We start from the raw sequence: 13,572 nt of genomic DNA on the forward strand, positions 1-13,572 counted from the left end.
GGCCCGGATCATTCGCCGACCGTGCCGTCGAACGCTGCCGGCGTACGGGTAAAATGGAACGCGCCCCGGTGAACGGGGCGCGTCGGGTGGCGCAGCCGGTTTTTGTTCGGGATTGGGAACCGGCGGCGGGTCGGTCACACCCCGTCCAGGTCAGCTTCGAAACAGTCGAACCAGTAACCGTTTTGCGTCAGCGAATCGATCTCGGCCTGGACGATGGCGACGTGGCCCTGCTCGATCTCGACGAAGCGCTTAAAGAGCTTCTGGCCCTCGGCCGGGAGCAGGCGGACCATGTCCTCGTAAAATGCGCTGGTCTTCAGCTCCAGCTCCAGAGCGTTGGAAAGCATCTGTAGGTCGTTGGTCGGATCAGCGCTCGCCACGTGTTGCTGCATTTTTTTGCCGGCCGCCTCGATCTGTTTCGGCGCCGGGATGGCGGTGGGCAGGGTGTCGGCGGGGACGTTGCCGGTCTGCTTGAGCTGCTCCAGCTTGTGGTGCAGGTAGTCGAGGTGGGATTGCTCCTCGTCGGCCAGCGTCTGAAAGATGCGGCGGCCCGCCGGGTCGCTGATCCAGCTCACCTGATCGGCGTACGCCTTGTGGACGCGGCTCTCGTACTGGATCGCGGTGATGATGGCTTGTTCGACGGTCATGCTGCCTCCAGGATTATAATCGCGGATTCAAGGCCGGCCCGGCGTGGCGCCGGGCCGGCGGAAGATCGGGACGATGGCTGGCGGTGTTCTCGGTCGCCGGTCACTTGCCGCGGGCGCCGAGCTCGCGGTCCAGCATGTAGATGGCGTGCTTGGCATCGCCCATCATCGTCAGTTTCTGTACGATTTCTTCGGCGTGGGCTTCCTCTTCCACCTGCTCGTCGACGAACCACTGCAGCAGACCGATGGCGGCGTAGTCCTTCTCGGCGTGGGCCAGGTCCATCAGCTTGTGGATGCAGGCGGTGATGTGCTGCTCGTGCTTTAGCGTGGCCTGGAAGACGTCCAGCGGCGATTTCCACTCGAAGGCCGGTTCGGGGATCGCCTTGAGGGCGACGCGCCCGCCCCGCTCGACGATGTGCTTGAAGAACTTGTCTCCGTGGGCTGTTTCCTCTCTGACCTGGACGCGCATCCACTGGGCGAAACCCTGGAGGTTGATACTTTCAAAGAACGCCGACATGGACAAGTAGATGTAGGCGGAAGCGTACTCCTCGTTGATCTGCTCGTTGATGGCCTTCAGCATCTTGTCTTTGATCATTGTGTATACTCCTTGAAAATGATTTCGAATTGGCGTTCTGATGTATTGTAATCGAAGAACCTCAACCGGGCAACCTTCCGCGGATCGTCCGACGATCATCAGGCCGCCGCTGGTTTGGATGCCGCCTCCGGGCCCGGGGTTTCCAGCCGGCGCAAATTGCCGCACAACCGCTTCGGCCCAGCGGTCGTTTTGAGCGGACTGTCCCGGTGCGGACCGCGGCGCCGGGCGCCGCGGCGGGTACATGGATGCCGCGTTTCCGGTTGTCACGCTTCGGTGGTCGCGGTACAGTGGGCCCGACGGCGCGAGCGCGCCCCGCGCGAGCGGCCGAAACCAGGAGGTGGCGGCATGATGCTATCCCTGCCTGACGCGGACACGCTGTACCGCGCCCTGTGCGACAAGGACACCCGGTTCGAGGGGATTTTTGTGGTCGGCGTGCGGACCACCGGCGTCTTCTGCCGGCCCACCTGCGGCGCGCGGAAGCCGAAGCGTGAGAACGTCGAGTTTTTCGCCTCGCCCCGCGAGGCACTGCTTTCGGGCTACCGTCCCTGCAAGCTGTGTGAGCCGCTGGGGCACCCGGGCCAGGCGCCGCCCTGGCTGCGGCCCGTGCTCGAGGCGGTCGAGGCGGACCCTGCCCTGCGGCTGCCCGACGCGGCCCTGCGGGCACGGGGAGTCGATCCGGATCGGGTGCGCCGCTGGTTCCAGAAGCACCACGGGATGACCTTCCAGGCCTATCTGCGCGCCCGGCGGATCACGGACGCCTTCGGGCGGATCCGCCACGGCGGCAAAGTCATTGATGCGGCGTTTGACTCCGGTTACGAGTCGCTGAGCGGCTTCACCGAATCGTTCAAGCGGACCACCGGCTTTGCGCCCGTGCGCAGCTCCCGGCGCGGCCTGGTCACGGTGACGCGTGTCCGGACCCCCCTGGGGCCCATGCTGGCGGGGGCGATGCCGGAGGGAATCTGCTTCCTGGAGTTCGTTGACCGGCGGACGATGGAAACCCAGCTGGCGCGCCTTCGCCGGCAACTACGGGTGGAGCTGGTGCCGGGCGCCAGTCCGCATTTCGACGCGCTCCAGCGTCAGCTGGACGAGTATTTCGCCGGCGCCCGGCGGACATTCAACCTGCCGCTGGTCCTGACGGGCACGCCGTTCCAGCGGCGGGTGTGGGCGGCGCTCCTGGAAATTCCCTACGGCGCCACCCGCGCCTACGCCGATCAGGCGGCGGCCGTCGGAGCGCCGCGGGCGGTGCGGGCCGTGGCCAGGGCCAACGGCGACAACCGTGTCTCCATCATCGTGCCGTGCCACCGCGTCATCGGCCGGGACGGCGCGTTGACGGGCTACGGCGGTGGCCTGTGGCGCAAGCGGTTTCTCCTCGATCTCGAGGCCGGCCGCCGCGCGGCGATGCCCGCCGAAGGACCGGCGCGCCGCCGGGAGGGAAAGCCGTGAGCGACCGCAACCGTTCCACCGTGTTCTGCAATTACGCCGTCACCCTGGACGGCAAGATCGCCGCGGCCGACCGGTCCGGCGCCGGATTCTCCTCGCGCGAGGACCGCCGGCGGATGGATGCGGTCCGTGCCCGGGCCGACCTGATCGTGGCGGGGGCCGAAACAGTCCGACGGGATGATCCCCCCTTCCACGTGCGGGATGCGGCGCTCACAGCCGCGCGCGAGGCCGCGGGGCGCTCCGCCACCCCTGACCTGTGCGTGTTGAGCCGCAGCGGCCGGCTGAATCCTGAGCTGAAGATCTTCCGCCAGACGCGTTACCGGATCCTGGTGGCTACACCGGCATCGTTTACGGCGCCGCCGGGCGCCCGGGCGGAGGTCGCCCGCCTGCCGGTGACGGAACCGCCGGACATCCGGCGGCTCCTGACGGAGCTGGCGGCGAGAGGCTACCGGGAGATCCTCGTCGAGGGAGGCGGTCGGGTCAACGCGCTGTTCTTCGAGGCCGGCGTGGTGGACGAGGTGTATCTGACCCTGTGTCCGGTGGTCCTCGGCGGAGCGGCGGCGCCCACGCCCGTGGACGGTGCCGGGCTTCCGGAAGCGGTTCGGGCGCGCTGCGTGCTCCGTTCCGTGGACCGGGCGGGGGATGAACTGTTTCTGCACTACCGGGTGAGACACACGCCGCGTTGAGCGGCGCCGGGAGGTGAGGCAGGACACGGGCCCGCTGGGCGGACCGGCAGGCCTTGCCCGCCGATCGGTCTCGTGACGGCACGCTACTCCTGCGGCGGCGCAGCGGGTGGTGGCGCCGGAGCGGTCGGGGGACGTGGTTGGTTGATGGCGATCATCACCCGGTAGTAGACCCGGACCGCCTGGCCCTTCAGGGTGGCCGGCTGGTAACGCCATGAATCCAGGATGTTCCGTTCCACGAGCCGGTCCACTGCGGGCGTCACGCTGCTGATGATATGGAAGTCAGTGGGCACACCCCCCTCATCGATGGTGAAACGGGCTTTCACCACGCCCCGGACTTCCGTCAGCTCGGGCGGTATCTCCACGTCCGGCGTGGCCAGCGGCAGCGGCGCCACCAGGTCTTTCTCCGACAGCTCATAGACGACGGCCGGCTGCCCCGACTTCGGCTCGCCGGTGGCCCGTGTCGCCACCGGCATGCCCGGGTAGCTGTGGCTCAGAAAGTAGGCGTGCTCGCGCAGGCCCGGATCCGCCGGCTCGTAGCCGCGGGCGGCGACGTAGCGCAACCCGTCCAGGATCACATCGAGGCGGTAGACGTCGGCGTTGATCGCCAGCCGGTGGATATCGGTGGCTCCGGTCAGCCGGCTCTGGCGCTCCTGCCGGAGGACCGCATATTTCTGGATCTCGGCGTTGACGAAGGCGGGATCCTGCAGCTGCGTCCGGCTGTAGTGCGGCCAGGCGGTCATGGCGCCGGCCAGTCCGCCCAGAACCAGAACCAGTAAGGGAACGGTCACCACGAATCGCATCGTCTTCACGACCATACCGGTTGCTCCTGGGGATGAAATTGCCTTTATTATAGACGGCTGGCTGTTTCCGTCAAAGATTTTTCATGCGCCGGCAAGACCTTTGGGCGATAATGCGGCCAGCGCCGGGACCGGCGCCACGGAGTGACGATGCGCGATCTCGACCAAACCCGGGTCACGGCCGAACCGCCGGTGGGTGCCGGCACGCCGCCGGTTGAGCCGACTGGAACCGCGGCGCCGGCGGCCGATCCGGCCGGGCCGCCGTCTGTTCCGGCGCCGGTCCTGACGGCGCCGCAGGTCATGGGACGGCCGCTGGCGCTGCTGGAAGTGGTGCTCATTTCGGGGATCCTGACCGATATCGTCGCGGCGCTGGCGGCCGGATGGCTCACCGGCCTGTCCCGCACCGATCTTCTGCGCCGGCCGGCGGGGTTGTTCACGTACCTGATGCTGAGCACCGTCCTGTTGCTGGTCATCTACGTGCTGTGCCAGCGGGCCCGCCGGGAGGAGCCGGCGCTCCGGATCGCCGTCCGACCCGCCGGCGGATGGGCGGGGGAAACGCTCGTGGCGCTCGCGATCCTGCCCGCGCTCTTCATCACCATGTTCGCGGGCGAGCTGCTGATCCGCCTCGTCGCCCCCGGGGCGATCCCGCCCCTCAATCCGGTGCTGGCGATGATCCGGACGCCCGGCGACCTGGCGCTCATGCTCATCAGCGGGGTGATCGCCGGCGGCGTGCGCGAGGAGCTGCAGCGGGCGTTCATCGTCCGGCGCTCCGCGGTCTACTTCTGGACGCCGTGGCTCGGGCTGCTGCTCTGGAGCGTCCTGTTCGGCCTGGCCCACGAGCCGCAGGGCATCGCCGCGGTCTTCATCACCGCGCTGCTGGGATTGGAGTTCGGCGTGCTCTACCTGTGGCGGCGCAACGTCTATGCGCCCATCCTGAGCCACGCGCTGTTCAATGTGATCGTGCTGATGCTATACTGGTTCACCGTCTAGCCCCGCGCGGCGGGCGTCCGCGGCCGGACGCCGGCTCTGCGACCCATCCTGGAGGAATCCTTATGGAGCTGAAAACCGTCGGCATCGAAATCCCCGAGGGGTGCAACGTCATCGTGGGCCAGTCCCATTTCATCAAGACCGTCGAAGACCTCTACGAGGCGATGGTCACCGCGGTGCCCGGGTTGAAGTTCGGGGTCGCCTTCTGCGAGGCGTCGGGGGAGTGCCTCATCCGCTGGGACGGCACCGACGACGACCTCACCCAGGCGGCCATCCGCAACGCCCGGGCCCTGGCAGCCGGGCACACGTTCGTGGTGCTGATGCGGGACGCTTATCCCATCAACGTCCTGCCGCGGATCCGGGCGACCCACGAGGTGGTCAATATCTTCGCCGCCACCGCCAATCCGCTGCAGCTCATTGTGGCCGAGTCGGAACAGGGGCGCGGCGTGTTGGGCGTGATCGACGGGGAGCCGCCCAAGGGGGTCGAGGATGCCGGCCACCGGCAGTGGCGGACCGACTTCCTGCGCCGGATCGGTTACAAGCGTTAGAGCCGTCGGCCGTAACGGCCCATGAGCTGGGCCGAGGCGAGCACGCGTCCGCCCATGGCCCGCTCCAGATCCCGGGCGGTGCAGCCGGCGGGCAGGTCCAACGGTTCCGACAGCGCGAACAATTTGAAGTAGTACCGGTGCGCCGGCCCGTGGGGCGGACACGGCCCGCCGTAGCCCACGCGCCGGAAGCTGTTGACGCCCTGCCGGGAGCCGTCGGGCAGCTCGCCGGTCTTGGCCACGTTCTCCGCCAGGCTGGTGGCGCCGGCCGGGATGTTGAACATCACCCAGTGCACCCAGGTGCCCATGGGCGCGTCGGGGTCGTCGCATAACAGGGCGAAGCTCCGGGTGGCCGCGGGCGGCGTGCTCCAGGCCAGCGGCGGCGACACGTCAGGGCCGTCGCAGGTGTGGCGGGTGGGGATGGTCTGGCCTTCCACAAACGACGGACTGGACAACTGGAATTTCATAACACCCTCCTGGATCGCGGCCGGTCGGTCGTCGGGCCGATCGGTCGATCGCGCCGCCTGCCGATCGGCTGTCGGCGCGGATCTTCCGCCGGCCTGCCCGCAAGCCACCGCCAACGCGGCCGCCAGGGCAAGCACGACGGTCAACAGCCATGGGCCGAGTGGTCTGATCATCATGTCGCTGCGATCCGCCGGCTGGAATTGTCACTATTCTATCACAACCGCCGATCCGTTGCGGAGGATGCGGCGCCGGGGGCATGGCGGTGAACAGTAAACAATTGGGTCGGAGATAGGCGTTCCGGGTGTGTCGGGCTCGTAATTCGTCAATGTGATCGTGATCGTGATGCGTGATCGTGCGCACATGCGCAATCAACGGGAACATCACCGTGCGCACGCGGGCCGCAGGAGGCGGCGGCGACCTGCCGAGCATGATGGCGCTGGTGGTGGACGGGGTTCCAACCGGCTGGTCGCTTTGGATCAACAGCAGTTTCAGCATCGCTGAGTGAAAACAGACTCAACGGCGTCTGTTCATCACCGCAAGCCGCATCCACAGAGTTTCACCGGGCAACCATCCGATGTCCGATGTCCGAAGTCCGATGTCCTCTTGGTGGAACGAGCCTCGAGACTCGAGCCTCGATTACGAATTACGATCACGATTTCGATGAAGAATCCGAGGCCCTGAGCCACACGAGGGTGGCGCCCCAGTGGCCGCGACCGGGCGGGGCGTCGGCGAACTGCTCCACAAAATCCAGGCGGGCCAGCAGCGTCTGCACCCGCCGGCGCTGGACGCCGATCCCTTTGCCGTGGATGAGGCGCACCTCGCGCCAGCCGCGGGCGCGGCACTCGCGGAGGTACGCCTCGACCACCGAGGGGATGTCCGCCGGGGCGAAGGCGTGCAGGTCGAGGGCGTCCTCGATGGGGAGGGCCACGTACGAATCATCTTCGGGATCGGCCGGGGGCGGGGCGGGGGGCTCGCCGGCCCGCACGTCACACTTCCTGGATGCGTTTGCTCAGGATCGTCCGGATATCGTCCAGGCTGCGCTTGTAGATCAGGCTCATGACATAGAGCTCGTTGGCCAGGAACAGGGGCACCAGGCAGTACTCGAGCAGCAGGGCGCTGAACAGCTGCGGGTGCTCCATGAGCGTGGTGAACGCGGGGGCGGAAATATTGTGGTACACCTTGAGGATGCGCGATTTGGCGTACGACATCTTGCGCTTTTCGAGAACCACGTCCTCCTTGTGGGTCAGGAACTCGCGGATTTTCTTGTCGTGCAGCGGCTTGAGCTGGGATTTGGCCTTCTTGCTGAACTGCTCGAAGGCGTCGTGCATCTGCTTGAGGCGGTCCACCTGGGGATCGATGATGAACTGCTTGGCCTTGGCCGCCTTCCAGTGGAGCGTCGCGTTGCGGAAATTGTACTGGAAGCGCTTCATCACGTAATCCATGTTCACGTCGCGCAGATTCTTTTCGAACACGTCTGCGGCCGGAAGCTGGAAGTCCTCCAGCTTGAAATCGTCGTGATAGACGTTGACCGACGTTTCCACCACTTTGTGCCGCGCTTCGGTGTAAATCTCCAGGGCATAGACGTTGTTCAGGTCCATGTTGAACCGGTTGTGGAGCCGGAGACGGAGCTGGGTGGGTGAATCGGCCGCGCCCGCGCCGGTTTCCTTCTTGATTTCCCGGTTCAGACTGGTGTCGATCTTGGCCCCGAGATCGTTGTGGCGGAACAGGATCATCGCGTTGTACACGATTTCTTCGAGAGTGTTGTCCTGGATTTCAATGAAGTCCTTCACGCGGTCCTCCGGAGAAGCGAAAAGATGGGGCGCAGACAGCCCTGGCGGGTGATGGGGAACACACTGGCAATCTGGCGCGCTGTCGGCATGCTGGTCGACTCGCGGGAATCGAATCCTGACGAGATCGTCAGTTTAGCGGATAATTTTCAGAGATTCAAGCATTTGGTTGAAAAATGGTTTGAAAACGTGCGCTGCGGCCGGCATCTGAGTATAATTGGCGGACAATGCGGCGGATAGAGGCGCCGTCGATCGGAAAAGGATGCCATGGAACAGGTGTTTTCACCCAAATGGATTGCCTGGGAGACCACCCGCCGGTGCAACTTGCGGTGCATCCATTGCCGGTCGTCTTCGGGGGCGCAATCGCCGGCGGACGGATTTTCCACCGCCGACGGGTTTCAACTCATTGATGACATTGCTGATTACCACCCCGCCGTGCTGGTCCTGTCGGGGGGCGAACCGCTGCTCCGCACAGATATCTTTGATTTGGCGCAGCACGGCACCGACCGCGGCTTGCGGATGTGCCTGGCCACCAACGGTACGCTGGTGGACGATGCGGTGTGCGAGCGGATCAAGGCGTCCGGCATCCGGATCGTGTCGCTGTCGCTGGACGGCTCCACAGCGGCGGTGCACGACAACTTCCGCGCGCAACCCGGCGCCTTTGCCGGCACGGTGCGGGCCGCGGAGCTGTTCCGCACCGCCGGGATCGAGTTCATCATCAACTCCTCGTTCACCCGCCGGAACCAGGCGGATATCGCCGCCACCTTCCGCCTGGCCAAATCCCTGGGCGCCACCGCCTGGTACATGTTCATGATCGTGCCCACCGGGCGGGGCGAGGACGTGCTGGCGGAGCTGATCTCCGCCGACGATTACGAGGAGCTCCTGCGCTGGCACTACGAGCAGGAGAAGCGCGAGCCGGATATGCTCATGCGCCCCACCTGCGCCCCCCACTACTACCGCATCGTGGCCGAGGAGAATCGCAAGGCCGGTGAGAAGCTGGCCCGCCGCTCGCTCAAGTTCAGCACCGGTGGCGCCAAGGGGTGCATCGCCGGACAGACCATCTGCCTCATTGACAACAAGGGGGAGGTGTATCCCTGCTCCTATTTTCCGCGCTCGGCGGGCAACGTCCGGCGCACACCCTTCCGCGAGATCTGGGAGAAGAGCAGCCTGCTGAACGAACTGCGTGACTACCGCAATTTCAAAGGCAAGTGCGGCCAGTGCGAGTACCTGAAAATCTGCGGCGGCTGCCGCGCCCGCGCCTACGCCGTCACCGGCGACTACATGGACGAGGAGCCGTTTTGCAACTACGTGCCGGCCCGGCTCCGGCACGCCGGCGGCTCTTCCAAGCAAGAGGCCACTTCATGAACCCCACCACCCGTTTCCTGGACGTGCTCCACGGCCGCCGGCCCGACACCACCCCCATCTGGATCATGCGCCAGGCGGGCCGCTACCTCCCCGAGTACCGGGAGCTGCGCGCCCGGCACGACTTCCTGGAGCTGTGCCGGACGCCGGAACTGGCTGTCGAGGTGACGCTGCAGCCACTGCGGCGCTTTCCACTCGACGCGGCCATCCTGTTCTCCGACATCCTGATTCCGCTGGCCGGCATGGGCCAGGCGCTGACTTTCCACGAAGGCGAGGGGCCGCGCCTGGAGCCCGTGCGGACCGAGGCGGACCTGGCGGCGCTCGATCCCGGGCGCGTCCCCGAGGCCAACGCCTTCGTGCCGGCGGCGATCCGCCTGCTCCAGGGCGAGCTGGCCGGCCGGGCGCCGCTGATCGGCTTCGCCGGCGCGCCGTTCACGCTGGCGTGTTACGCGGTGGAGGGGGGCGGCTCCCATTACTTCCGCTGGGTCAAGGGGATGATGTTCGAGGCGCCGGAGTTGTTCCACCGCCTCATGGAGACTATCACCCGGGCGCTGGAGCACTACATCGGCGCCCAGCTCGCCGCCGGCGTCGACGCCTTTCAACTTTTCGACACCTGGGGCGGCATCCTGTCCCGGCCGCACTACGAGGCGTTCGCCCTGCCGTACACCAGGCGGCTGCTGGCGGCGGTCGGCGCCGCCGGCGTGCCGGCGATCTACTACGTGCTCGACGGGGCGCACCTCCTGGACCTGGTGGACGGCGCGGGCGCGCCGGCCCTGGGCCTGGACTGGCGGACGCCGCTGGCCGACGTGCGCGCCCGGGTGGGTTCGGACCGGGTGCTCCAGGGGAATCTCGACACCGCCGTCCTCTACGGCACGCCCGAGGCGCTGCGGCGCGAGACGGCCGCCGTCATCGCCGGGGCGGGAGAGCGGCACGTCTTCAACCTGGGCCACGGCATCTGGCCCGACGCGCCCGTGGACATGGTCGCCCGGCTGGTGGACCTGGTCCACGAGCTGGGCCGCCGCGGGGACCGCTGAGCATGGCTGCGGCCGCGCGCACCGGCGTGTTGCTCCTGGCCATGGGCGGTCCGGAATCCCCGGTCGAGATCCAGCCGTACCTCCAGGAGTTGCTGCGGGACCGCCGGCTGGTGCCGCTCCCCGGGCCGGCCGTGTTCCAGGAACTATTCGCGCGGAAGATCTCGCGCCGGCGAGCGCCGCAAATCGCGGCGCGCTACGCCGACGCGGCCGGTGGCGCCTCGCCGCTGAATCCCATCACCCGCCGCCAGGCGGCCGGGCTCGAGGGGCGGCTGCGACGCGCAGGCGGCGATTGGTGCGTGGCGCCGGCGTTCCGCTACCAACCGGCGCTCACGGACGAGTCGGTCCGCCGGCTGGCGGAGTTCCGCCCGGAGCGGGTGGTGGCGCTGCCGCTATATCCGTTCTACTCCCACGCCACCTCGGGTTCCTCACTCGAGGACGCGCGAGCCCGCTGGGCGGCGGGCGCGCCCGCCGGGTGGGCGGGGGAGTGGCTGGAGGTCCGCGACTGGAGCGGCGAGCCCGGCTACCTCGACTGGCTGGCCGGCCGCGCCACGGCGGAGCTGGAGCGGCTGGGATTCGCGCCTGCCGGCGCGGTGGTGCTGCCGTCCGTCCACGGCCTGCCCGAGTCCATGGTCCGCCGGGGCGATCCCTACCGGACCCAGGTGGACGCGGCGATCGCCGGGCTGCGGGCGCGGCTGGGCGGCTGGCGGGTGGAACTGGGCTTCCAGAGCAAGTTCGGCCCCGGGCGCTGGTTGCAACCGTACACCGACGCGCTGATCGGCCGGCTGGCCGCCGAGGGCGTCCGCGATGTGCTGATGGTGCCGCTGGGCTTCGTCGCCGAGAACCTGGAGACGCTCTGGGACATGGACCGCGTGTTCGCGCAACAGGCCCGGGACGCCGGCATCGGGCGCTTCGCCCGGCTGGCATGCCCCGACGATGACCCGGCATTCATCGAGATCATGGAACGGCTGGTTCGCGCCCGCCTCGGCGGGTGAGGGCGCCGGCCCCGCAGGGAGGACGAACGAACATGGCGGACGAGCGGACCTACAGGCCGCGGGTGGTCATCGCCGGCGGCGGCATCTCCGGGCTGGCCACCGGCTGGCTGGTGCAGGAGGCCCTGCGCGACGCCCACCTGCCCCTCGGGGCGGAGGTGGTGGTGCTGGAGCCCGAGGCGCGGCCGGGCGGCAAGATCTGGACCGTGGCCGAGGCGGGCTACCGGGTGGAGGCAGGGCCCAGCGGCTTTCTCGATTCGAAGCCCTGGACGCTGGACCTGGTGAAGCGGCTGGGTCTGGACGCCGAGCTGCTCCGTTCCGACGACGCCGCCCGCAAGCGCTACATCTATCTGAACGGCGAGCTCCATCGCCTGCCGGAGAATCCGCCCATGTTCCTCAAGTCGCGCCTCCTCACCTGGCGCGGCAAGCTGCGCATCGCCGCCGAGCTCTGGCAGCGGCCGTACCGCGGCGAGGCCGAGGAGACGCTGGCGGCGTTCGCCCGCCGGCGGCTGGGCGAGGAGGCGTACCGGCGGCTCCCGGACCCCATGGTCATGGGCGTCTTCGCCGGCAATCCCGAAACCATGAGCCTGCGGAGCGCCTTCCCGCGCATCTTCGAGCTGGAACGCGACTACGGCGGGCTGTTCAAGGCCATGTTCCGCCTGGCCCGGGAGAAGCGGCGGCGGGGCGAGAACAGCGAGTCGGGTCCCGCCGGACCCGGCGGCGCGCTCACGTCGTTCAACACCGGCCTGGACGCGATCACCGGCGAGCTGGCGGCGCGCCTCGGTGACGGGGTGCGCCTCGGCCGCGGGGTCGCGCATGTGGCGCGCAACGGCCGCGGCTTTGCCGTGACGCTGGACGACGGCGAAACCCTGGCGGCGGACGCGTTCGTCTCGGCGGCGCCGGCCGACGCCGCCGGGCGGTTCCTCGACGGCGTGCTGCCGGAGCTGGCGGCCGAGTTCCGGGCACTGCCCTACTCGCCCATGGCGGTGGTGGCGCTCGGCTTTGCGCCCGGGCGCGGGGTGGCCGCGCCCGACGGCTTCGGCTTTCTGGCCCCCTGGACGGAGCGACGCGACATCCTGGGCGTGCTCTGGACTTCCTCGATCTTCCCCGGTCGGCGGGCGCCTGATGGCGGCGTGCTGCTCACGGTGATGATGGGCGGCGCCCGCCGCACCGACATCGCCGGCCGCACCGACGCCGAGGTGCTGGCCGACGCCCGCCGCGAGGTGGCCGCCACCATGGGGGTGGCGGCGGAGCCCGATTTCGTGAAGATCTTCCGCTGGAACCGGGCTATCCCCCAGTACAACGTCGGCCACTGGGCGCTACGCACCCGCGTGGAACGAGTGCCGGACCAGGTGCCGGGCTTATGGGTGGTGGGGAACGCGTTCCACGGCATCGGGGTCAACGACTGCTGCGCCGCGGCGCTGCGCACCGCCGCCGCTGTCGCCGCCCACCTCCGCGCCAACCATCCGGAATCATAAAACCACCCGGCGTTTTCCAAGCCGCGCGCCCCAGGCATGGGGCGCGGAGAAATGAAGTTCTCGCGGAAAGACTGTCCCCCCGCCCCACTGCCGAGGCGCGACGCGTTCATCGCGTTCTGCATGAAGATTTGCACCCAATGACAGTGAATTCGAGCCAGAGATGCAAGCCGCCGGATGCTCGTCCTCGCAGGCTGCCGCAGGGCGGAGGATGGGGGGCGTTTGGGGAGGGCATGAAGATTTTTCGCAACGAACTCACGGGGCGTGCCGATAATTGAATCACCCAGCAATGTCGGAGCCAGAAAACATACTCATTGGAGGGTATCATGGACATCCATAAACTGCCGCCGTCGCTCACGCCGCTGGATCTGCCCGAACCGTCGGACGAGTCTGTCCAAGCGGACACTGTCAAGTCGGCAGCCTCCGCTCAGGGAGCGATCGCCCCGGACAAGCAGTTCCCGGACACCATCCAGAGCGGGCCGGATCGTTCGCTGGTCGCCGACCTCCAGCGGAGTGTCGGTCAGACGGGCGGTGAGGGTGGGGGGGGCAACGTTACGGACAAGGGAGTGTGGAGGATGGGCGGCGAAGGGGGCGGCGGCGGCAAGGGGGTCGAGCACGAATTGCGCCAGGTGGGCGGCGAGGGGGGCGGCGGCGGCAAGGGGGTCGAGCACGAACTGCGCCGGGTGGGCGGCGAGGGAGGTGGCGGCGGCAAGGGGGTCGAGCACGAACTGCGCCGGGTGGGCGGCGAGGGAGGTGGCGGCGGCAAGGC

At 68.1% G+C, this 13,572-nt stretch carries 16 protein-coding genes; 10 read left to right on the forward strand and 6 right to left on the reverse strand.

The genetic code is table 11. The annotated features are described in order from the left end of the window. Positions 1-134: 134 nt before the first annotated feature. Together GX414_07800 and GX414_07805 are read right to left on the reverse strand one after the other, a co-directional pair. Positions 135-644 (reverse strand): ferritin family protein, encoded by a 510-nt coding sequence (locus GX414_07800; protein NLI46994.1) that lies wholly within the window; start codon positions 642-644, stop codon positions 135-137. A 100-nt stretch (positions 645-744) separates the two neighbouring features. Continuing rightward, the gene (locus GX414_07805; GenBank protein NLI46995.1) at positions 745-1,236 is read right to left on the reverse strand and encodes a ferritin; all 492 of its coding nucleotides are present in this window, start codon (positions 1,234-1,236) and stop codon (positions 745-747) included. Between the two features lie 345 nt (positions 1,237-1,581). Between GX414_07805 and GX414_07810 the strand changes: the two genes are divergently transcribed. Both GX414_07810 and GX414_07815 read left to right on the forward strand, forming a co-directional pair. Continuing rightward, positions 1,582-2,679, forward strand: a complete 1,098-nt coding sequence (locus GX414_07810; GenBank protein NLI46996.1) for a bifunctional transcriptional activator/DNA repair protein Ada — start codon at positions 1,582-1,584, stop codon at positions 2,677-2,679. Beyond that, a complete protein-coding gene (locus GX414_07815; GenBank protein ID NLI46997.1) occupies positions 2,676-3,362 on the forward strand; it encodes a RibD family protein in 687 nt (228 codons plus the stop codon). Before GX414_07810 ends, GX414_07815 begins: the two co-directional genes overlap by 4 nt. Positions 3,363-3,445: 83 nt before the next feature. Here the strand turns inward: GX414_07815 and GX414_07820 are convergent, their stop codons facing one another. Then, positions 3,446-4,177, reverse strand: coding sequence for a hypothetical protein (locus tag GX414_07820; protein ID NLI46998.1), 732 nt, complete (start codon positions 4,175-4,177; stop codon positions 3,446-3,448). A gap of 132 nt (positions 4,178-4,309) precedes the next feature. Between GX414_07820 and GX414_07825 the strand changes: the two genes are divergently transcribed. Both GX414_07825 and GX414_07830 read left to right on the forward strand, forming a co-directional pair. Then, positions 4,310-5,149 carry a CPBP family intramembrane metalloprotease gene (locus GX414_07825; protein NLI46999.1) on the forward strand — a complete coding sequence of 280 codons (840 nt, stop codon included), beginning with the start codon at positions 4,310-4,312 and terminating at the stop codon, positions 5,147-5,149. Positions 5,150-5,211: 62 nt separating this feature from the next. Further along, positions 5,212-5,694: an adenosine monophosphate-protein transferase gene (locus tag GX414_07830; GenBank protein ID NLI47000.1), complete on the forward strand. Its 483-nt coding sequence runs from the start codon at positions 5,212-5,214 to the stop codon at positions 5,692-5,694. On the opposite strand, the gene GX414_07835 is transcribed toward GX414_07830, so the two are convergent. Further along, positions 5,691-6,158 carry a YbhB/YbcL family Raf kinase inhibitor-like protein gene (locus tag GX414_07835; protein ID NLI47001.1) on the reverse strand — a complete coding sequence of 156 codons (468 nt, stop codon included), beginning with the start codon at positions 6,156-6,158 and terminating at the stop codon, positions 5,691-5,693. The genes GX414_07830 and GX414_07835 overlap by 4 nt on opposite strands. A 350-nt stretch (positions 6,159-6,508) precedes the next feature. Here GX414_07835 and GX414_07840 point away from each other — a divergent pair, with 350 nt between their 5' ends. Beyond that, the gene (locus GX414_07840) at positions 6,509-6,661 is read left to right on the forward strand and encodes a hypothetical protein (protein ID NLI47002.1); all 153 of its coding nucleotides are present in this window, start codon (positions 6,509-6,511) and stop codon (positions 6,659-6,661) included. A gap of 144 nt (positions 6,662-6,805) precedes the next feature. Here GX414_07840 and GX414_07845 read toward each other — a convergent pair whose 3' ends face one another. Both GX414_07845 and GX414_07850 read right to left on the reverse strand, forming a co-directional pair. Next, positions 6,806-7,141 (reverse strand): Smr/MutS family protein, encoded by a 336-nt coding sequence (locus GX414_07845; GenBank protein ID NLI47003.1) that lies wholly within the window; start codon positions 7,139-7,141, stop codon positions 6,806-6,808. Between the two features lies 1 nt (position 7,142). Further along, positions 7,143-7,946 (reverse strand): hypothetical protein, encoded by an 804-nt coding sequence (locus GX414_07850; GenBank protein ID NLI47004.1) that lies wholly within the window; start codon positions 7,944-7,946, stop codon positions 7,143-7,145. A gap of 264 nt (positions 7,947-8,210) precedes the next feature. Between GX414_07850 and GX414_07855 the strand changes: the two genes are divergently transcribed. From GX414_07855 to GX414_07875, 5 genes are all read left to right on the forward strand, one after another. Further along, a complete protein-coding gene (locus tag GX414_07855) occupies positions 8,211-9,308 on the forward strand; it encodes a radical SAM protein (GenBank protein ID NLI47005.1) in 1,098 nt (365 codons plus the stop codon). Next, positions 9,305-10,339 (forward strand): uroporphyrinogen decarboxylase, encoded by a 1,035-nt coding sequence (hemE, locus tag GX414_07860; protein NLI47006.1) that lies wholly within the window; start codon positions 9,305-9,307, stop codon positions 10,337-10,339. Before GX414_07855 ends, hemE begins: the two co-directional genes overlap by 4 nt. A gap of 2 nt (positions 10,340-10,341) precedes the next feature. Continuing rightward, positions 10,342-11,331: a ferrochelatase gene (gene hemH / locus GX414_07865; GenBank protein NLI47007.1), complete on the forward strand. Its 990-nt coding sequence runs from the start codon at positions 10,342-10,344 to the stop codon at positions 11,329-11,331. 32 nt (positions 11,332-11,363) lie between these two features. Further along, positions 11,364-12,806 (forward strand): protoporphyrinogen oxidase, encoded by a 1,443-nt coding sequence (hemG, locus tag GX414_07870; GenBank protein ID NLI47008.1) that lies wholly within the window; start codon positions 11,364-11,366, stop codon positions 12,804-12,806. A 323-nt stretch (positions 12,807-13,129) separates the two neighbouring features. Further along, the coding region (locus GX414_07875; GenBank protein NLI47009.1) for a hypothetical protein at positions 13,130-13,572 on the forward strand (443 nt) is incomplete at its 3' end.

The organism is Acidobacteriota bacterium (genome assembly GCA_012517875.1).
In the GTDB taxonomy this organism is placed as follows: domain Bacteria; phylum Acidobacteriota; class JAAYUB01; order JAAYUB01; family JAAYUB01; genus JAAYUB01.